Origin of the sequence: Lacrimispora sp. (genome assembly GCF_031982545.1) — a bacterium.
Lineage (GTDB): Bacteria > Bacillota > Clostridia > Lachnospirales > Lachnospiraceae > Lacrimispora.
Genome location: NZ_DALYXB010000007.1, coordinates 170,579 through 189,658 on the forward strand (window position 1 = coordinate 170,579; position 19,080 = coordinate 189,658).

15 protein-coding genes are annotated in these 19,080 nt (G+C 42.7%); 1 reads left to right on the forward strand and 14 read right to left on the reverse strand.

Going from position 1 to position 19,080, the window contains the following annotated elements:
• Positions 1 to 7 precede the first annotated feature (7 nt).
• The 7 genes from ABS301_RS13495 to ABS301_RS13525 form a co-directional block, all read right to left on the reverse strand.
• The gene (locus ABS301_RS13495; RefSeq protein ID WP_349672700.1) at positions 8 to 1,258 is read right to left on the reverse strand and encodes an ABC transporter permease; all 1,251 of its coding nucleotides are present in this window, start codon (positions 1,256 to 1,258) and stop codon (positions 8 to 10) included.
• Between the two features lie 11 nt (positions 1,259 to 1,269).
• Positions 1,270 to 2,271, reverse strand: a complete 1,002-nt coding sequence (locus tag ABS301_RS13500) for an ABC transporter permease (protein ID WP_349672701.1) — start codon at positions 2,269 to 2,271, stop codon at positions 1,270 to 1,272.
• A gap of 28 nt (positions 2,272 to 2,299) precedes the next feature.
• Positions 2,300 to 4,177, reverse strand: coding sequence for an ABC transporter substrate-binding protein (locus tag ABS301_RS13505; protein ID WP_349672702.1), 1,878 nt, complete (start codon positions 4,175 to 4,177; stop codon positions 2,300 to 2,302).
• Between the two features lie 88 nt (positions 4,178 to 4,265).
• Positions 4,266 to 5,735, reverse strand: coding sequence for a response regulator transcription factor (locus tag ABS301_RS13510; protein ID WP_349672703.1), 1,470 nt, complete (start codon positions 5,733 to 5,735; stop codon positions 4,266 to 4,268).
• Positions 5,732 to 7,534, reverse strand: coding sequence for a sensor histidine kinase (locus tag ABS301_RS13515; protein WP_349672704.1), 1,803 nt, complete (start codon positions 7,532 to 7,534; stop codon positions 5,732 to 5,734). Before ABS301_RS13515 ends, ABS301_RS13510 begins: the two co-directional genes overlap by 4 nt.
• A 215-nt stretch (positions 7,535 to 7,749) precedes the next feature.
• The gene (locus ABS301_RS13520; protein WP_349672705.1) at positions 7,750 to 8,697 is read right to left on the reverse strand and encodes a DUF1848 domain-containing protein; all 948 of its coding nucleotides are present in this window, start codon (positions 8,695 to 8,697) and stop codon (positions 7,750 to 7,752) included.
• Between the two features lie 16 nt (positions 8,698 to 8,713).
• Positions 8,714 to 9,082: an HsmA family protein gene (locus tag ABS301_RS13525; protein ID WP_349672706.1), complete on the reverse strand. Its 369-nt coding sequence runs from the start codon at positions 9,080 to 9,082 to the stop codon at positions 8,714 to 8,716.
• A gap of 152 nt (positions 9,083 to 9,234) precedes the next feature.
• Between ABS301_RS13525 and ABS301_RS13530 the strand changes: the two genes are divergently transcribed.
• Positions 9,235 to 9,426, forward strand: a complete 192-nt coding sequence (locus ABS301_RS13530; RefSeq protein ID WP_349672707.1) for a hypothetical protein — start codon at positions 9,235 to 9,237, stop codon at positions 9,424 to 9,426.
• Here the strand turns inward: ABS301_RS13530 and ABS301_RS13535 are convergent.
• From ABS301_RS13535 to mgtA, 7 genes are all read right to left on the reverse strand, one after another.
• Positions 9,399 to 10,247 carry a glycosyltransferase family 8 protein gene (locus ABS301_RS13535; RefSeq protein WP_349672708.1) on the reverse strand — a complete coding sequence of 283 codons (849 nt, stop codon included), beginning with the start codon at positions 10,245 to 10,247 and terminating at the stop codon, positions 9,399 to 9,401. The two genes, ABS301_RS13530 and ABS301_RS13535, sit on opposite strands and share 28 nt — an antisense overlap.
• A 62-nt stretch (positions 10,248 to 10,309) precedes the next feature.
• On the reverse strand, positions 10,310 to 14,437 hold the full coding sequence (locus ABS301_RS13540; RefSeq protein WP_349672828.1) for a DEAD/DEAH box helicase: 4,128 nt from the start codon (positions 14,435 to 14,437) through the stop codon (positions 10,310 to 10,312).
• Between the two features lie 158 nt (positions 14,438 to 14,595).
• Positions 14,596 to 15,042: a staygreen family protein gene (locus tag ABS301_RS13545; RefSeq protein ID WP_349672709.1), complete on the reverse strand. Its 447-nt coding sequence runs from the start codon at positions 15,040 to 15,042 to the stop codon at positions 14,596 to 14,598.
• Positions 15,043 to 15,183: 141 nt separating this feature from the next.
• Positions 15,184 to 15,318 carry a hypothetical protein gene (locus ABS301_RS13550; RefSeq protein ID WP_277407106.1) on the reverse strand — a complete coding sequence of 45 codons (135 nt, stop codon included), beginning with the start codon at positions 15,316 to 15,318 and terminating at the stop codon, positions 15,184 to 15,186.
• A gap of 69 nt (positions 15,319 to 15,387) precedes the next feature.
• Complete coding sequence (locus tag ABS301_RS13555; RefSeq protein WP_349672710.1) at positions 15,388 to 15,897, reverse strand: flavin reductase family protein; 510 nt, start codon at positions 15,895 to 15,897, stop codon at positions 15,388 to 15,390.
• Between the two features lie 26 nt (positions 15,898 to 15,923).
• Positions 15,924 to 16,232 carry a hypothetical protein gene (locus tag ABS301_RS13560; protein ID WP_349672711.1) on the reverse strand — a complete coding sequence of 103 codons (309 nt, stop codon included), beginning with the start codon at positions 16,230 to 16,232 and terminating at the stop codon, positions 15,924 to 15,926.
• 83 nt (positions 16,233 to 16,315) lie between these two features.
• Complete coding sequence (gene mgtA / locus ABS301_RS13565; protein WP_349672712.1) at positions 16,316 to 19,024, reverse strand: magnesium-translocating P-type ATPase; 2,709 nt, start codon at positions 19,022 to 19,024, stop codon at positions 16,316 to 16,318.
• Between the last annotated feature and the right edge of the window lie 56 nt (positions 19,025 to 19,080).

The following is a 19,080-nucleotide window of genomic DNA, read 5'->3' on the forward strand; positions in this document are numbered from 1 at the left end:
ATCCTCCTCACTCTCTTAACTGCGGATTAAATATCTGATCCAGGCCCGTATTCATCAGATTTAAGGAAAATGAAATCAGTGCGATGGAAATGATGACAGGAAAATAAGCCCACCAGTCCCCATTCAAATGTGCACTGTAAGACATCGCCCAGTTCATCATAAGACCAAGAGTGGATACCGTCGTTGTCGCAGGACCAAGCCCGATCATCGATAACTGCGCTTCCGCAAGAATCCCGGAGGAAATCTGTAAAATCAGTGCCATTACAACGTAAGATGCTATGTACGGAAGAATATCTGTCAGAATAATCCGAAACAGGCTGTGCCCGGAAAGCTTCGACAGATTCACGTGATCTCTGTTTCGAAGAGAAATCACCTGGGAACGAACCGATCTGGTAGTCCAGGTCCATGAGGTAAGTCCGATAATAATCGCCACCATCATCACCCCTCTGGCATTTTTACCTATGCTGTAGGAAATGAGAATAAGAAGAATAAAGCTGGGGATTACAGTAAACAGATTGGTGATAAACAAAATTAAATCATCGATGACTCCCCCCAGATACCCGGCAATCAGACCCAGAGAAAGCCCAATGGTTGTGGCAATCAGTCCTGCAATAAATCCTATTTTTAAAGAGGTTTTAATCGCTGCGACCAGCTCTGTCAATACATCACGTCCGAAATTATCTGTCCCCAGAATGAATACCCGTCTGCTTCCTACATCCTTAACATTGACATAAGAGGTGGATGGTATGGTCTTTTTAACCGCTACTTCCCCCGTCTCCTGATTCTTTTCAGCCAGAAGAACATCACTATTCTCAAGCAGTCCTGTAATCTTTTTGTCAAGACGGCTGAAATACTTTTTTCTGGCGGCGATAAGACCTTTTTGCTCACTGGCAGAATCATAATGGTCTTTCCACAGCGAAACAAGCCCCCCGGCGTCCGTTACATCTATCTCCTTTGAAGAAAGACCTGCGAACTGATTCAGCCAGTCAGCCATGGCCATACGCTCCTCCATGCTTAAATTCTGCTCAAGCCTGCCAGATGACGCATTTATATTTAAGGTATATGGATTTGTATTCACCGCTTCCGAGACTGAGATATAGGTTCCCGGTTTAAAAAAGTTCCCCTGTCCAACCATCTCCAAAGGATCATTGGTCACAATCAAAGGATAAAAAACGGTTAACACAAGCAATGCTGCAAATATGATAAATCCCACTGTAAATTTAGGGGAATGGAAAATCTGTCTGATCTGGTTTTTCATCACTCGCCCTCCTAATCCTGCTGTGCTGCCTTGATCCTGGGATCAATGACACCGTAAATCAGTTCTACAATTAAATTAGCCAGTAATACCATGATTGTAATAATCAGTGTACAGGCAGATATTAAGGGGTAATCCCTTCCTTTGACAGCCGCCAGCAGTGTGGTTCCAAGACCCGGATAACTGAAGATGATTTCTGCAACCAGCGCCCCTCCGATCATGGTTCCGATGGACATGGCAAGACCTGTGATCTGGGGAAGCATGGCATTACGAAATACATATCCCACAATTTTTCTGTCTTTAATACCCATAAAGCGGCTGTATTTTACGTAATCTGCATTTAATTCATAGATTGACATGGAACGCATTCCGATCGCCTGACCTCCAACCGTTATGAGAACAACAGACCAGAATGGAAGCTGGTAATGAGCAAAAACAGAGCGGAAAAATGTAATGCTTGCACTGGGAATCAAATCAAAACCATAGCCTCCGCTGGAAGGAGCCAGACCCAGCTTCAGTGAAAATACATAAAGAAGAACGGTTGCCATGCCAAAAGCCGGTACATTGCTCATAAATAAAAATGCAGGAAGAATTCCTTTATCAAATATACCTTTTTTATAGGCAGAAACCGCTCCAAGGACATTACCGAGAATCCAGCCAAGCAAAATTGCAGGAAGCTGAAGACAGACGGTCCACCATACGGATGAAGCAATAATATTCCCAACGGTTCTGGGATACTGGCTGAAGGAAACTCCAAAATCACCTCTTAAAGCATTCTTTATGAATATAAGAAACTGAGTGCTCATAGGCAGATTCACACCGAATTTCTCCGCATAGTCCTCATATACAGCCTGGATTGCGGTAGAATCGGTCATGCCGTCTACCGCCCTGGCTGCAATGGCTGAGACCGGATCACCTGGCATCAGTCTGGGCAGAATAAAATTCAGCACCACAGCAATTACCAGAGTTATCAGATACCAGATGATTTTATTGGTATAATATTTTTTATATCCCATCAAAGTCTCACCCCTTTTGTAATTCCTCTTATTTTACATTCACCAGATTATAAAGCGCTGCGATTCCGTAACCATCGGTACAGTCTGTTGGCGGAATGTTATCACCATCATCAAGCTGTGGGAATCCGGTCCATACACTTTCATTCACTGCGTGAAACACCATCGGTCTGTACATCAGGGAGAAGGAAGGAACCTCATCTAAGTAAATTCTGCTCAGTTCTGTATAATACTCTTTCAGTGTATCTTTATTGGTCTCTAACGGGATCTTCTTTAACAGATTGTTTGCATCCTCATTGATATAACCGCCGTAGTTGCCAGTCCAGTTTACCTTAAGATTGGCGTAATCAGTGGACATAAAGGCCATAGCTCTGCCCCATGGGTTTGCAACAGAAGCTGCAGGCGGACTCCACATACAGATATCAAACTTCCTGGTCGTCATATCGTCATAGAAGGTATTGGCATCTGGGAAATAAGTCTCAATTCCGATTCCTATTTTGCTTCCTGCTGCTGCAACGATTTCCAAAGATGCATTCCAGTCCGTCCATCCATCCGGACATTCGGCCTTAAAGGAAAGATTCTTGCCGTCAATTTCACGGATTCCGTCTCCATCTTTATCTACAATACCAGCCTTGTCTAAGAGAGCTTTCGCTCCTTCCACATCATTGCCTGTAAACTGATAATCCTTTAACGCATCCTGATTCACCAGCGCCTGTTCCCCGGAAGTAGGATTCATAATGGAACGGGGCACATCTTTAAAGCTTGGTGACTGATTGGACATGGCGGAAGCGATGATCTGATCATAATCAACGGCCATGGCAATGGCTTTTCTTACTTCTCTCCGGTCAAGTCCTGGTTTCTCCACGTTAAAGAAAGCGGTTGGCATGGTGGCACAGACGCCGTAAGGTGCCTCATCAATATAGGTGGAGATTGGCAGACCATCTTCTTCCCAAAGTTTCTGCACATTGGTGATGAACTGCTGGGAAACATCAACCTCTCCGGCTTTAAACGCAGTATCTCCTGCGGCATTATTCTCATAGATTACATGGGTGATATATTTTGGTGCGGGAAGCTTTCCCCACAAGGCCTTTCCCCAATAATTATCATCTCTTACAAAAACAACTTTCTGGTCGTCATTGTAATAGGATTTATAAGGTCCGGAAGCGACGAAATCGTCCATACGATCCTGTTTGATTTTGTCTGCATCGTTGCCATTACGCTGCTCCACTTTTTGTAGATAAGCTTTCTGCATAACATAAATTTTCGGAACATATTCCACAACCTTTAAAGGATTCTCCGGAAGACCTTTGTCATCCAGCTTCGCCTTAAATATTACAGTGTGATCATCCTTTGCTACAACTGAATCAATGTAATTGGAATAATCACTGCCCTGTGCAGAGGCATATTTTTTATGGCAGTCAAAGGTGTACGCAACATCCTGTGCAGTAACCGGAGTCTGATCACTCCATTTGGCATCCGGGTTTAAGGTTATGGTCAGCTCCGTCTGTCCATCATTCCAGGAATAATCCTTACCCAGAAGTCCGTAGAGTTTTCCATCCAGCATGTTATACATGAAAAGTGTCTCATATACAATCACCCTTGCATTATCCTGCTGTGTAACTGCCATTGCATTGTTTGAATTGGAGCTTAACGGATTCCAGTCATTAATTGTCCCCCACTGCTGTCCGTTGAAATAAAGAGTCTCATTCCTTGGTGTGGAACCGGCATCTGCCGAATCCTTTTTTTCTTCCGCCGTTGTCGTCTGTGCTGTTGTCTGTGTTGTCTCCTCAGCCTTGCTTGTCTGCCCGGTTCCATCCGTGGATGCTGCTTTCTGGCAGCCGGAAAGAAGGGTCATTGTCATAGCGCCAGCAGTAAGCAGCGCAGACCACTTGTTAAATCTCTTTCTCATTCATAAACCTCCACCCAATGTTCTCCCAGATCTTCTGACCTGGGGCATTTATCTGCTACAATTCCATTGTAGATGTTAAAAGGTTTGATTAAAATGTTACTATTTTCGTTTTTGGTGTGATATTTTCAGTTTTCCCATCTTTCACTCTTAAATTTTTCCGGAATTCACTGGGAGTGATACCAGCCACCCACTTAAAAGTCTTCATGAAATGCTTGGGATCTTCATACCCTGTCATCTGTCCGATTTCGCCGATCTTACAATCAGTTTCTGCCAGCAGCCGCTTTGCTTCATTCATCCGGATCTTTCGTAAATAATTAACAAAGTTATCACCGGTGTATTCCTTAAATGCAATGGAAAATACGGTGTAATTCATGTTTACGTAATTGGAGACCATGGCCATGTTAATATTTCTGGAATAATTTTCATTCATATAGGCCAGTGCTTCCTCCACTTTTAAGCGGCTTTTATAATCATCATTTTCACAAAGCACCCGCTCATTGATACAGGAGAATACCCGCCTGATTTCCGTACAGTACTCATCAATGTTGTTAAATTCCAGCATATGGCAGAGTTTCTCCAGAGATATCTCTTCCTCTGCCAGGATTCTGCCGTAAAATTCTCTGACTCTCATAATAATGTGACTCATAAAATCCTGAAACTGTAATCCTTCCACTTCTCCTTTTTTCACACTTTCTGCAAGTTCCAGAAGAATCACTTCGTTTTTACTGTTTTTCTGGGTTCCGATCCGTTGAACAAAACACTCCATTTCATTTTGGGGCATCAGACAGTTTTTACTGCTTATCCCTTCTTTTTCCTGCATACAAAAGCCACGGATTCTCCGCTGTCTGGCTTCTTCATACGCTTTTCTTAAATTCAAAAGTCCATGAAAGGGATCGCTGACTCCATAGTCTGAGCAGCTGCTCCAGTTTAAAATATAATCCTTCACTTCTTTTGCTGCCATTAATGTCACCTGACATCCCTCCACATCAGGGAATGTAAATATCCGTGTATCTTCCGCCTCTTTAAGAGTCCCGCTGCTTATTACTACTGAATAGGTTTCCTCATTGAACCAGTTTAACCGCTCTGCCTCTTTCATCTCCTCTCTGGTAATGCTCTCAGACAAAAGAATTCGCCTGATCTGACTGTAACACAGCGCCCTCTTTGCCCGTTTTTCAGACTGCTCCTTCTGTATTTCCTCTTCCAGCTTCATCATAATTGAATTCAGCTCTTCCCGCTTTACTGGCTTTAGCAGATATTCTCTGGCTCCGCATCTTAACAAATCAACAGCGCAGGAAAAATCATCATATCCACTGATTGCAACAATTCTTGGTATGTACTGGCTTTTTTGCAGCTCTTTTACCAATGTAATTCCATCCATATCCGGCATTCGAATGTCTGTAATGAGAACATCAATAGGCATGTTCCGGATAATCTCCAGTGCCTCCAGGCCATTTTTACATTCGATTATCTGATCAATTGGAACCTGGCACCGCGCAATCATGGCAGAGATTCCTTTTCTTATAATTTTGCAATCTTCTGCAATCAGCACATGATTCATGTGATCCCCCTCTTTCTTTTCTGATATGGAATTTTTACCGTAACCTCTGTAAAAGCATGCTTCCTGGAATCAATAACGATTCCATAATCCGGACCAAAGCCAATTTGTAACCTGTCATGAACATTCTTTAACCCAATTCCATTTTCCTGCCCGGATGTATCTTCTATTTCTCCGCTCAGCCGTTTGCGCAGTTTTTCCAGTTCTGCTTCTTCCAGCCCGCACCCATAATCTGTAATATGGATATAGCAGATATCTTCAATGATCTCTCCTTTCATATAGATGCAGGTATCTTCTGTAAATTCCCTCATCCCATGGCCGATTGCATTCTCAACTATGGGCTGCAATGACATCTTGGGTATTTCCTGACACAGAATTTCCTGGGGAATCTCCATGCTTAAGCCGATTTCATCGTCATACCACAAATTAACCAGCGCCAGATAATTTCTGATCTGATCAATTTCTGCCTCCACCATAACGTAGCCTGATTTCCACCGCATGCTGTAACGCAAAAGCTCACCAAAGGAAGCCACAGTATCTGCAATCTCAAATTTTTCATCGATTTCCGCCATCATTTTTATTGATTCCAATACATTGTAAATAAAATGATTATTGATCTGATTCTGCAATGCCTTAATCTGCGCATCTTTCACAAGCAGCTCACGGTGCAGGGTTTCATCCATCAGCTTCTGTATCCGGTCCAGCATGGTATTCAGCTCAATTCCCAGTTCTCCAAATTCATCCCGGCTCATATTCTTTACTCTTACCTTCAAATCCCCCTTCTGTACCTGATAAACCGTATCGTAGATCTCAAAAAACTGCCTTAATATATGAGTTACCTGCTTATTGGAAAATAAAAACAGCACGATGAGAATCATAATCCATAGAAGAGAAAACTGTAATTTCGAAGTACGAAGTGCCATCTTTTCATTTTTCATGGAGACAATCCGGATTAAGTATCCCTCAATGGATTTAATTTTTACGCAGCCGGATAAAACCTCTTCTCCCCCAATTCTTGTCCTTTTGCTGACTGCACCGTCTGAAAGCGAATCTGATTCTTCCAGACTATGTATAAAATCCATCATATCTTCTTTTTGCTTTTCCCACAGAGGGGAAAGCTGTTGACTGCTGTATAGGATGCCGGCCGAATCAATAAAACAGGTTCTGTCTGTTACGGTTGAATGATAGAGATCGGGAAACATATTTTCCATGGTTACCGCAGATTCCACAATGCCATACCGTCCGTACCGGTAATCATTGAGTCTTGTGATGAGGGAAGCGATTCTGGGAATATGGTCCGAATCATCCGCCTGGATCAAAGCATCCTCATAATCAAAACACCAGGTTCCTGTAGGCGGTACCCCGTCTTTGCCCCATTTTAAGTCAGCAATTTTATCTTCTTTGTAGAGAAGGGGAATAATCTCCTTCACGGTATTGGAGTTGACAAAAATTCTCAGCTTATATATATAAGGATTGCTTTTGACAATCTTCTGCACTCCGCTGATCTCTTTCCCATAAAAGTCCAGAATGTCCATAAAACTAAATTTTTTATCGGACGCAATCTGATTTAAGAAATCATTGATGGATTCATTATTTACAATAATCTCAGAAGATAATTTACAGTTTACTGCAATCTGCTCCGCATTCTGGCAGCTTTTATCCAGTTCATAAATCATCTGTGTTTGTCCATCCTTATATAAGGACACTTCCATATTATGAAAAAACAGCAGAATAAAAATTCCAATGGGTACCATTAAAACACCAAGAATCAGCAATGTAAATTTACTGCTCAGTGACAGCATTCTGAATTTTTTTCCGGCTATTCGTTTTCTGTCGATCAGAATCTGAACCCCCCTTCCAATTCAATTCAGGTTCCCGGGCTGATCCAGCTTGTCTTTCTGGTAATCAGCCCTATTTAATATATGTTTTGCTGCATTCGTCTTATGATTTTAATGTCAGAAAATTTCAGATAGTTGTTAACTTAACGAATGTAATAGATATGTCTGTCAATTAAATGTTAAATGAGATGAAAGAAATCCATCTGCCCATCCTTTAAGGACTTTACGGGTCTTACTGTTATCACTGCATCCTGAGGAACAGAGCCAAACAAAACCGGGGATTGGGGATCATGATTCTCCCGGTTTACACGGGCCCGTTCTCTTGAATAAACTCCATAGCAGTACTTGCAGCCATTCCCACAGCTGTCATAACTGCCAATATCCACACTTTCCATACATCCACATCCGGGACGCTGTCCGTTATCCTTCTTTTTACGAAGGCTGCAGCCAGTCAATTCTTGAATTAAGTCCCCATCGATGCAGGAAGCATGACCGATCCCAAATCGGCTTAAATCAACAGATTCACAGCATGTGGACAATTGGATTCCATGCTTTTTTGCACTTTTTGAAAATCCTTCCCCAATCCTTAGCATGTCCTCTTCCTGTATGTCACGAACTCCTAGATTTTGCAATTGGGATTTCAGCCTGGCATAAAAATCAAGGAAACTGAAAATACATCGGTTTGTGCTGCCTTCCAATAAACCTGCCATTTTTTCAAAACTCTCTAAATGGTACTCCACATTCATCCTGTCGGTGAATACCACAGGATCATAGCGCCAGATAACGCGATTGGAACCGATTTTTGCACTTAACTTTAAAAATACCTCAATCAATTCTTTTTTATCCGGTAAATATTCCTCCACATCTCTTCCATAAGGAGTAAGAGTAAACTGGATATAAAAATCATATCCCAAAGCGGATATCACGTCAAGCTTAGATATCATTTCTTTGGGATTTTTAGTCCAGAATACGATACAGTCCACGGTATGCGGGCTTAGCTGTATCCGGCTGTAATGAGAAGGATTTCTTGGGTTGGGAACCAGTACATACCCTTCTTTTAAACGATTTAACAGCCAGTCAGAATAAAAAGCCGGAATATCAGTCCGGCGGCTGGCACTGAGTATCATTGTACCTCCTTTTCTGTTACCTGATCATATGGGCAAACATACCGGAGAAATAAGGTATCAGCCAGATCAGCCATACAAACAGGCTGAATTTATGAAATCCAGCCATCATACCCTTATTGTTCCGTATTAGAACTACCGTTGCCCAGACTGCATGGATGAGCATAAGTAAAATTGCGGCAATTCCGGTTACTGAATGAAAATTAATGGCACTCTGTCCAACTGCAAGACGGCTCATTAATGATGTTCCCGTAGTATCACAGACAAATCCAGCCCAGAAAGCGACAAGATGCCATGGTTTTAAAATCTTTTGCAGTTTTTCACCGAACACTCCCAGTGTATAAAAGATTAAAGCTAACGTAATAAAAAGCACAGCGAAAAATAACATTTCAGCTCCTCCTGATTCATATGAGATTGGTATTTGTATATAATGATTCCTCAAATGAACCGGTTTTATAATTATTTCTTATTCCCGAATAGTTACTTTAAAAAATACAATAATAACAAATAATCTGTTTTATATAATACAAGGAGGTCTCTATGAAAAAATACACTCAGGGTATTGATTTGCCTGTAGGCTTCGGGCTGGCACTGGAAGAATTTCAGGCAATGAATTACTTTTTTTCCCTGCCGGAAAAAGAACAGAAGCATATGGTTGACCATGCGGAAACGATCCAGTCAAAACAGGAAATGCTGGCTTACGTTCAAACAATTGTGAATTCAGGATCCTGACTGCCAAATTTTTTCTCCCAATATTCCTGATAATCTTGGGTAAATCCGGCATTCAATGCATTTTTCCAATATAAATAGTCCAGTGTACCGTTATAATCCGGACTCCATGGTTTAGGGAGTCCGGTATAATGAATGACAACTGCAGTATCTTTTATATCGGAGAGACTACATTGGTCAAAGGGATAAGTCTGGGTATTATATTCCTGGCTGCAAAGCTTTAAATGATTCTTTAAAAGGCAGTTTAATACATCCTGATCAAAATAACGCAAAGCTTCTCTCTTCTCTTCTATCAGAGCCATAATATCTTCAAGCTTAATCTCTTTTCGAAACAGTGCCAGATTAAACAGCATGACTCCTGAATTAAAATATGAATCTTCTTTATTTAATCCAAGCTTTTCTTTAAGCCTAACCACTTTATCGATATTTTCAAACCGGTCTCTGACAGCAGAGGCATAATTGTCTTCAAAGCACTGATTGTAAAACTCATTCAGCGATCCATTGATAATAATATCCGCATCCAGATACAAAACCCTGTCCAGTTCTGCGGGAAGCAGATATGGTGCCAGTATACGGTAATATAATTCGGGCTTTTTATACCTGCTGGAAAGCGGAACATTGGTAAAAAATCCAGAGGCACAGACCGGATGAAGCCTTGCTTTACACTTATTAATCAGAAAAAGTTCCAAATCATTGATATCTTCTTTGGACAATGAACTGTATAATAAATAAATATCAGCATCTTCATGAAATCTGGAAAGGGAATACAGCATCACCTTAGCCGGTGTTAGAAAATTTTCACAAATTGAAATTAACAGATTCATACTCTCCTCCTCAATCACACAATCATTTTTAATTCTATGATCCCCTTATGCCTTCCATGTCTCTAAAGGCAATACAGTACATAATCCTGCAGTTCACGGCGAAAACCTGCCAGACGAAGCAAATCTTCTGCTTCCTTGGGATATTCTTTTATTACTATTCTGTTTCGTGAAGGGTAGATCCTATGTCCCATAAATTCCTTAACAAACACCTTAAGCGCAGCCTCTGCACAATTCATATCAAATATCTTTAAGACTTTTCCCTGGCGTTCAAAAATGGCTGCCGGTATTCCTTTGCATAGTGCAACTGCAGTTCCCTGCACATTTAGAAATGATTTTCCTTCCTGATGCTTTAGCACTTTCCCCCAAAGCTGGACGGGATCAGCTCCGTTTAACCATATTATCTCTTTACCGGGATTTGAAAGACCTGCCATGGTTCCTGCAAAATTTTTATCCCGGATAAACTGAATTCCTGACAGGCCTTCAATAAAATAGCCCCTCCGCACCCTGCCAGTATATTCCCAGATCCGCAGCGTCTCCAGTGCCTCACTCCAGGTCAGGCCTTTCATTGTCTCCCTGCACACAATCACGGTTTTATCAAAGCTGCGGTCAAGCAGTTGTTCAACGGTAGCTTCCTTCCGCGGACGAATTATTTCCCATCTGCCGGTTAATAAAATTTTTGTTCTGGCATTTACCCGCTGGCGAACGGTTCCCTTATTCAGTTTATCCCGGTTCATAAGCTGCCTGACGGGAATCAGGCTGTCCGCACTTACAAGCCCCTTTTCTGCCAGTGAAAACAAGGCTTCATAAGGCGATCCCCCTATGATTTCTTCCAATCTCTGCATGAAGCTTGCCCCATGCTTCAACAGGGCGCCATATACGGCCTTTTCCTCTCCCTCCAGCTGTTCATGGACTTCCCATAAATCTGCACTCCAGTCAATATCAGCAGTCCGATGGAACGTAAGGTCAGAACCGTTTTCCAGCTGCCAGTATACTTTACCCGCTGATAACAGGGAATCCATAAGTTCCGGTCGATAGTTTCCCACCCGTGCAGGCAAAAGTACATTCTCCCACAGTTCTACCTGAAAAGGCTGATCCAGTAATCCTTCCAAAGCAGTCTGAAGCTGCTCAAGAGGGGATGCGGATATCCGAAGGCGCATTGCCATAAGAGCGGCATAGCATCCGGAAGGGATGGTGGTAATCTGCCTTCTTCTGCTTTTAATTGTCTCATTTCTGGCTCTGTCATAAAGGTCTGCGTGATAATAAACTCCATCCTGTAAAATCACTTTCCTCTGGTCACACAGAGATGTTAAAATATCAAGGGCTTTTTCCTCTGACCACAAATACCGTTCGGCTGTCTGTTCCAAAGATTTTGCTCCCCGATACTTAAGCATTCTTTGAACAAGACGTTTCCCCGCATTTTTCTGCCCCTTAATCAGAGCATTTTCATATTCATCGGCATGCTCTGCCGCAATCCATAAGCCGGGTTCTACGTAGAGTGCCCTTCCCTTAAAAGCCAGTGACTCCAGCCATTCAATGGGAATATCCAGTTCTCCTGCTTCCATATCCCCTTCTATCATAAGAAGTGTATGAAGCTGTTCCTCATCTTCCGGAAGATGCATTCTCTGGGAAACACGGGCCAGATGCTCAGGCTCTGGGGTGATTTTTGCTGCCTCATGAACCGCCTCCTTTACCGTCTCATGGATGCTCTGGGGCGTGGGAGCATAATCATACATCATGGAAGCTTCTGTCTGGCGCCTTAAAGGCAGTGACATGGGGGAAGGTGTCTCCAAGTACATTTCCCGTATCTGGATGTTTCCTGATTGTATCTCATATAAAACAGACTGCAGTCCCTTTAAATCCCAAAAGTCCTCCAGACATTCCCGTTTTGTCTCCCTTAGTATGGGATGGGTCTCCTCTTTTACCAGGCCAGTCAGCATCTGTGCACTTTTCATTCGCTGAATCCAGAGGGGCTGACGCTTTTGATTTCTTACTCCCATTAGCAGCGCCCTGGCTGCATTGTAACGGAAATTCATGTTAAATAAAGGGGTGGCCGGAAGTAATGCAGCGACAATGGCATCTGCTTTTTGAGGAGATACTTCATAAATAAGTCCATCAGGCAAAGGGGTTCCATCATAAGGAAACAATAAAAAACCATCGTCATCTGCCGTACAGTTAATGGTAGTATCCATATGAAGTTTTGCTGCTTCAGTCACAAGAAGGGACAGGGGTTCATTGATCTGACGTCCAAATACAGAGTGAACCATCATCTGATGACTGCTGTTTTCATCCATAAAGTGCTCCATCAGTATGGTTCTGTCATCTGGAAGGATTCCCGTGCTTTTTTGCTGACTGAGCAGGAAATCAAGGGCACGCTCTCCAGTCACTTCATCTAAGCCAAGCTTTGTTAATTCTTTATATAAAGCTTCTGTACTGCCAGACTCATTAAACCTGCGGAAAATCTCCCCGAATACAAGTCCGGTTCCAAGTTTTCGCCCCTTAATATCTCCATGCCAGAAGGGAAGCCTGGCGCCGGAAGGATTTGCCTGTGATACGATCACTGTATCCCGCATGATATTGACAATCTGCCATGCGAAAGTACCAAGTAAAAACCGGTCCCCGACTCTGCTTTCAAAGACAAACTCCTCATCAAGCTCTCCCAGCCTGACTCCGCTTTCTGACCGGACTGTATAAAGGCCTCTGTCAGGAATGGTTCCACCTGCACTGACCGCCAGCATACGGCTGTAAGCATCTCCGTTTATCCGGTCATGAATCCGGTCGTATATAATTCGGGGTCTTACCGGAATATCCCGTTCATGCTCATAATCACCTGCAAGCATTCGCAAAATACCTTTTACATCCTCTGCCGTTACCTCATAAAACGGATAGGCTCCGGCTAAAATATTCATCACATCTTCCACACCGAATTCCTGGGTACATGCCATGGATACCAGATGCTGGGCAAGTACATCCAGGCATAGTCTGGGCGGTCTGGCATATTCTATCTTCCCGTTTCTCGCCGCTTCTGCAGTAAATCCGCAAAATAAGCTTTCTGAAGCCTCTCTGGGAAACATATACATAACGCTGACACGCCCGGGATTATGCCCGGCACGGCCCAGCCGCTGCATGGTGCTGGAGACAGAACGGGGGCAGCCAACCTGAAATACCTGTTTGATTTCCCCTACGTCAATTCCAAGTTCCATGGAGGAAGTAGTGCAAAGAAGTTTCAAAGAACCATCACGCAGTGCCTGCTCCACTTCAAAACGCTGATCCTTGGATAAGCTCCCGTGATGGGTGCGGGCAAATCCTTCTCCTCCTAACTCGTTAATAAAGTGGGCAAGCTTTTCTGCATATGCCCGTCCTTCCACAAATGCCAGAGAACTGCCTGTTCCTCCTATATAAGAGTATATGGTTTTTGCTATGTCTTTCCACACAGAGTCCTTACCCTGAATGCCACCGTCTGAAATTGGACTTTTTATTTCAATCCGGATCTCCTTGTTCATCTTAGGCGCGACAACGGAAACCTCTCCGGGAGCCAGGTAGTTTGCTGCGAGATCAAGAGGTTCAATGGTAGCGGACAATCCGATCCGCTGCAAAGGCTTACCGCAAAGCTTGTCCAGTCTGGCTGCAGAAAGCATTAAATGGGCGCCTCTCTTGGTATCAATCATCACATGCAGCTCATCGATGATCAGTGCTTTTGCTGTCTTTAAGATTTTCTGTCCTGATTTACTGGTCAGCATCAGATAGAAGGATTCCGGAGTTGTTATGAGAATGTGGGGAGGTCTTTTAATCATCTGATTCCGCTCTTTTTGTGTGGTATCACCGGTTCGGATTCCCACGGAAAGTTCCTGACCGTTATAATTCCCTGATTTTTCTCTCTCCTCCACAATTCCTTCCAGGGGCCGGCGGAGATTTTCCCTGATGTCACCAGCCAGGGATTTTAAAGGAGAGATATAAATCAGCTGCACTTCCTGTTTTAACTGCCCGTCTGCTGCTTCGTTTAAAAGCCTGTCAAGAAATATCAAAAACGCCGTCAGTGTCTTACCCGTTCCGGTTGGGGCTGAAACAAGGGTGTGCCTGCCTGCTGCAATTTCAGGCCATGCCTGTTTCTGAACCAGGGTAGGGGTACCAAGAGCACGTTCAAACCAGTGTCTGGTATCTGTTTGAAAAAATTCCATGGAATGATCTGACATAGACGCCTCCGTTTTTTTATATTTCACAAGTGTATCTCTTTATTATAGATAATGGTACGTTACCTGTCAATTTATGAAATAGTTAGTTACAAATAGAAAGTAGAAAAATAATTATTAACCCCTATTTTAGCCGATTGATCAGACATCACAGCTGATTTTCACTTATACATACCAATAACTCCAAAATCATATGTTTTGTTATATTCAGGATTGCCTGAGATAAATTGAATATACACTGGTGCTTGATCCAGATCAGGTTCTTTCTCAAACAAAAATCTGTCAGCCTGGCGTAATGCCTGAAGTGCTGCAGGTATTTCGTTATAGAATATCTTATTTCTTATGGATGCATCTCCGGTTACACCCTCACCATCAACAGTCACATAGCCAATTAAAGCAATTCCTTCATTATATAATTCCCAGGCAATTTTCACCTCGTCATGCATTTTGGTAAATTGATCCTCTGCATACTCAGGGGCTACAAACACAAACAGTTCTGCGGTTATATCTGAATGTGTAATTGTATATAATCTGCCCTTAACAGGCCCGTATGGTTCCATTATATCCCGATATTGTACAAATACCTTTTGATAATTAAGCTTTTTCACCTTATAAACCTCATTCATCAACAGTCTCATTTATGGTACGCTTAAACACATTAATTTGTGATAAATATCAGTCAGCGCATAACGAAAGCCCCAGAGGTGTGAGCTCCGGGGCTTGCTTCTTACTGTTTTTACTATGAGTGGCTAGACATCATTATGCTTAATGGACTTACGCTTGGCATTTTTATTCTTATTCTGATTTTCTCTTGTTAGAGGCGTCTGACCATTGCATTTTTCCATTCTGGCTTCCTTATTATCCGGCTGACTGTCTTTTGGCATAAACAGGCTCCTTTCATTTTTTTATTAGGATGTGTCATTTTCGGAATCCTATGTATGCCTGCCGGTCATTTATCTGGTCAGTATCTTTGTGATGCCTCCAATATACAGATGATGATAATCTTTATCTGCATAAAATTTGGTGTCTATTTCCGGAATTATAAAGTTCTCCGGTTTCATGTCAGTTACAAAGAGTTTCTCACAGATTAAAACTTTGGACGCTTCATCAATAAACGGCACACCGTCTTCATGATTTACCGTTACTCCGGCCTTTTTTATCTTATCTTCATCTCTTCCTGATACGCTGCCTAAATACCCCAGTTCTTTTGCATATGCTTTATGATCCAGAAACGAGAGGGAAAAATGATCGGCATCATCAACAAATTCTTTTGTAAAACGGCTCTGTCTGATCACAGCATAGGCAACACTTCTGTTCCATAAAATCCCAAGCCCGCCCCAGGAAGCAGTCATGGTATTTACCTTCCCGTCTTTTTCAGCAGTAATCAGCATCCATTCATCCCCAATTAACTGAAATGGATTGTAATGAAACTCTTTTGCAGTAATGGTTTGAAACGTGTTCATAAATTACCTCCTGTTATAATTGTTAATCAGCACCCTTTTCCATCAATGGAACAGGCATTCTGAACCGGTTGGGATTTGACATCATCCATAAAATCAGCGATATCAAAGGTTTGTGTCCCATCTTCCAGAATAAAGAGAGGAATTCCGATTCTGCCCTCTTCCACAACCGGTTTAAACATCTCATCATGATCCCGGTGGCGGAGAAATTCTTTTAATGTTGCAGTATTCTCTGTGATATTCCTGTAATCCAGCTGGGCTGCGGTAAATTCTCCCAACTGAGCCTTTGCTGCTACACAATCCGGACAGATTTCTGCCCCATACATAATGATTTTCATCTGGATCTCCCTTTCTATATCATGCAGTCATCGTATTTGATGAGATCAGTATATCATATAATCTGGTTTCTTTTCTTATTTTTTTACAACAATTCTCCGTACCGTTTAATATAAACTGTTTTTAAAACAGTGGCAAGCACCATATAGCAGACTACAATCAGTGCCAGCCATGCAAAATAGATTCCGGGCAGTCCTGCCAGCTTTAATGCCTGTGCCACAGGAGTGAATGGGATCATGGTTAGAACTGCAATCCCTGCAAAGGAAAGGCATACTACCTGTCTGGACGCCCAGCTCTGAATAAATGGTATTTTAGGTGTTCTGATCATATGAATGACCAATGACTGGCTCCACATGGATTCAATAAACCATCCCGCCTGAAACGTTGCAATAAAGAGAGCCTGCATTGCCGGATCCGTAATCTGATGGAACATAAGCCCGCCGCATACTGCCGGACAGATGACAAAATACATTAGTAAATATGTGGCTATGTCAAAAACAGAACTGGCAGGTCCTAACCAGACCATAAAACGTCCCACAGACGATGCATCCCATTTTCTTGGCTTTAATAAATATTCTCTGTCAACATTATCCCACGGAATCGCCGTGCAGGAAACATCATAAATCAGATTTAATAAAATCAGATGAATGGATGCCATAGGAAGAAAGGGAAGGAATGCACTGGCTGCCAGCACGGAAAACATATTTCCGAAGTTGGAAGAAGCCGTCATCTTTATATACTTTATCATATTGGCATAGGTCTTTCTGCCTTCTATAATTCCCGATTCCAGTACCATTAAATCCTTATCAAGAAGAATCACATCTGCCGATTCTTTGGCAATATCCACTGCAGTATCAACCGAGATGCCCACATCCGATGCTTTCATGGCGGAAGCGTCATTAATTCCATCCCCCATGTAACCCACCATATGACCATGTTCTCTTAGAACTCTTACCACTCTTGCTTTCTGGGCAGGTGATAGTTTGGCAAAAACAGTCATGCTCTCGGCTTTTTCTGCCAGTGTTTTGTCATCAAGGTCATCAATCTCAGAGCCAAGAAGAAGCTCATTGACCGGAAGACCAACCTGTCTGCAGATACAGCAGGTAACCTTCTCATTATCACCAGTCAGTATTTTAACATCCACACCATGCTCATAAAGTGCTTTGATTGCCTGGGCAGTGGTTTCTTTGGGCGGATCTAAAAAAGCCAGATATCCGATCAGCACCATATCCGTCTCATCGGAGACAGAAAACTGACCTTCCGGTGCCGGATTTGTCTTGTGAGCCACGGCAATTACACGCATTCCGTCGGCATTGAGCTCATTGGATTTGGATAAAATAAATTCACGAATCTCTTCTGTAAGCGGCTCAACATTACCATTATATTCTGCATAGGAGCAGCATTTGAGCATTTCTTCCACCGCTCCTTTTGTGATCAGCTGAGTCTTACCGTTTAAATCAGATACCACTACACTCATACGGCGGCGGTTAAAATCAAAGGGAATCTCATCCACCTTTGTATATCCAGTTTCAAGATGGCTATTTTCAAGCTCACGGTTCTTTGAAATAATTGCCAGATCAATAAGATTTTTAAGCCCCGTCTGATAATAGCTGTTTAAGAATGCATGACGGAGAACTCTGTCATCCTCATTTCCATGAATATCAAGATGATATTCCAAAACCACCTTATCCTGAGTCAGTGTTCCGGTTTTATCCGTGCAGAGGATGTCTATGGAGCCTAAATTCTGGATTGCGTTCAAGTTTTTAATAATAACCTTTTTTCTACTCATGGCAACCGCTCCACGGGCAAGAGAAGTGGTTACAATCATAGGAAGCATTTCAGGGGTCAGCCCCACTGCTATGGAGATTGCAAAGAGCGTGGCATCCAGCCAGTCACCTTTGGTAAATCCATTAATAAAAAGTACTATGGGTACCATAATGAGCATGAAACGGATCAGTACCCAGGAGACTGAATTCACTCCCCGCTCAAAACCGGTCATCGGCGGTTTTACCGTCAATTCCTTAGCAACCGTTCCAAGCACGGTATCATTTCCCACTGCAACTGCAACTGCTTTTGCGCTTCCACTGATCACATTGGTTCCCATAAATGCCAGGTCCGTAATCTCAGTGAGCACCTTGGTATCTGTATGATTTACAGCAAGCTTTTCCACCGGCTCACTTTCACCAGTCAGCGCAGACTGACTCACAAATAAGTCCTTGGAGTTGAGAATCCGTACATCTGCAGGCACCATATCCCCTGCTGAGAGATGTAAGATATCACCCACAACTACATCCTCTAAGGGGATCTCCTGCCTGCCTGCTTCCTTTCGCTCCACACAGGTGGTGGTGTGAATCATCTGTGAAAGTTTGGCTGCAGCATTGCCGCTTCTTGTTTCCTGTACAAAACGGAGTATCCCGGAGATCATTACCATGGTAGTGATAATGATAACGGTTGTATAGCTTTTATTCTGGGGTTCTGCATAAATAATATCGGTAAATACAGAGACCACAGTCAGGAGGAACAGGATTGAAGTAAATGGATTGACAAATGCAGCCCAGATCCGTTTCCATATGGAGTCTTTTTTTCCATGTGTGATCACATTGTTTCCATAGGTTTCTCTGGATTCCTCTGCCATTTCCTCTGTGAGTCCGTCCTCAAAGGTTCCCAATGCATTCAATACCTGTTTTGAATTTCCATCAGCAGCCTGAATCAGTCTCTGTTTTGTTTCATTGTAGCGGGAATGATCGGCCAAAAGCCTTCCATTCCTTTTTCTGTTTAAAAAAATCTTCTTCATGGTTTCTACCTCCATAATTATAGTTTGTAATTTCAAAAATTATGGCGGCCAAGAGA

Excerpts from the sequence above, each read along its gene's own strand:
- ABS301_RS13535 (WP_349672708.1), bottom strand. The coding sequence starts at position 10,247 with ATGAATCTGTTAATTTCAATTTGTGAAAATTTTCTAACACCGGCTAAG.
- ABS301_RS13495 (WP_349672700.1), bottom strand. The coding sequence starts at position 1,258 with ATGAAAAACCAGATCAGACAGATTTTCCATTCCCCTAAATTTACAGTG.
- ABS301_RS13510 (WP_349672703.1), bottom strand. The coding sequence starts at position 5,735 with ATGAATCATGTGCTGATTGCAGAAGATTGCAAAATTATAAGAAAAGGA.
- ABS301_RS13550 (WP_277407106.1), bottom strand. The coding sequence starts at position 15,318 with ATGCCAAAAGACAGTCAGCCGGATAATAAGGAAGCCAGAATGGAAAAA.
- ABS301_RS13520 (WP_349672705.1), bottom strand. The coding sequence starts at position 8,697 with ATGATACTCAGTGCCAGCCGCCGGACTGATATTCCGGCTTTTTATTCT.
- ABS301_RS13560 (WP_349672711.1), bottom strand. The coding sequence starts at position 16,232 with ATGAAAATCATTATGTATGGGGCAGAAATCTGTCCGGATTGTGTAGCA.
- ABS301_RS13500 (WP_349672701.1), bottom strand. The coding sequence starts at position 2,271 with ATGGGATATAAAAAATATTATACCAATAAAATCATCTGGTATCTGATA.
- mgtA (WP_349672712.1), bottom strand. The coding sequence starts at position 19,024 with ATGAAGAAGATTTTTTTAAACAGAAAAAGGAATGGAAGGCTTTTGGCC.
- ABS301_RS13515 (WP_349672704.1), bottom strand. The coding sequence starts at position 7,534 with ATGCTGTCACTGAGCAGTAAATTTACATTGCTGATTCTTGGTGTTTTA.
- ABS301_RS13540 (WP_349672828.1), bottom strand. The coding sequence starts at position 14,437 with ATGTCAGATCATTCCATGGAATTTTTTCAAACAGATACCAGACACTGG.
- ABS301_RS13505 (WP_349672702.1), bottom strand. The coding sequence starts at position 4,177 with ATGAGAAAGAGATTTAACAAGTGGTCTGCGCTGCTTACTGCTGGCGCT.
- ABS301_RS13555 (WP_349672710.1), bottom strand. The coding sequence starts at position 15,897 with ATGAACACGTTTCAAACCATTACTGCAAAAGAGTTTCATTACAATCCA.
- ABS301_RS13530 (WP_349672707.1), top strand. The coding sequence starts at position 9,235 with ATGAAAAAATACACTCAGGGTATTGATTTGCCTGTAGGCTTCGGGCTG.
- ABS301_RS13525 (WP_349672706.1), bottom strand. The coding sequence starts at position 9,082 with ATGTTATTTTTCGCTGTGCTTTTTATTACGTTAGCTTTAATCTTTTAT.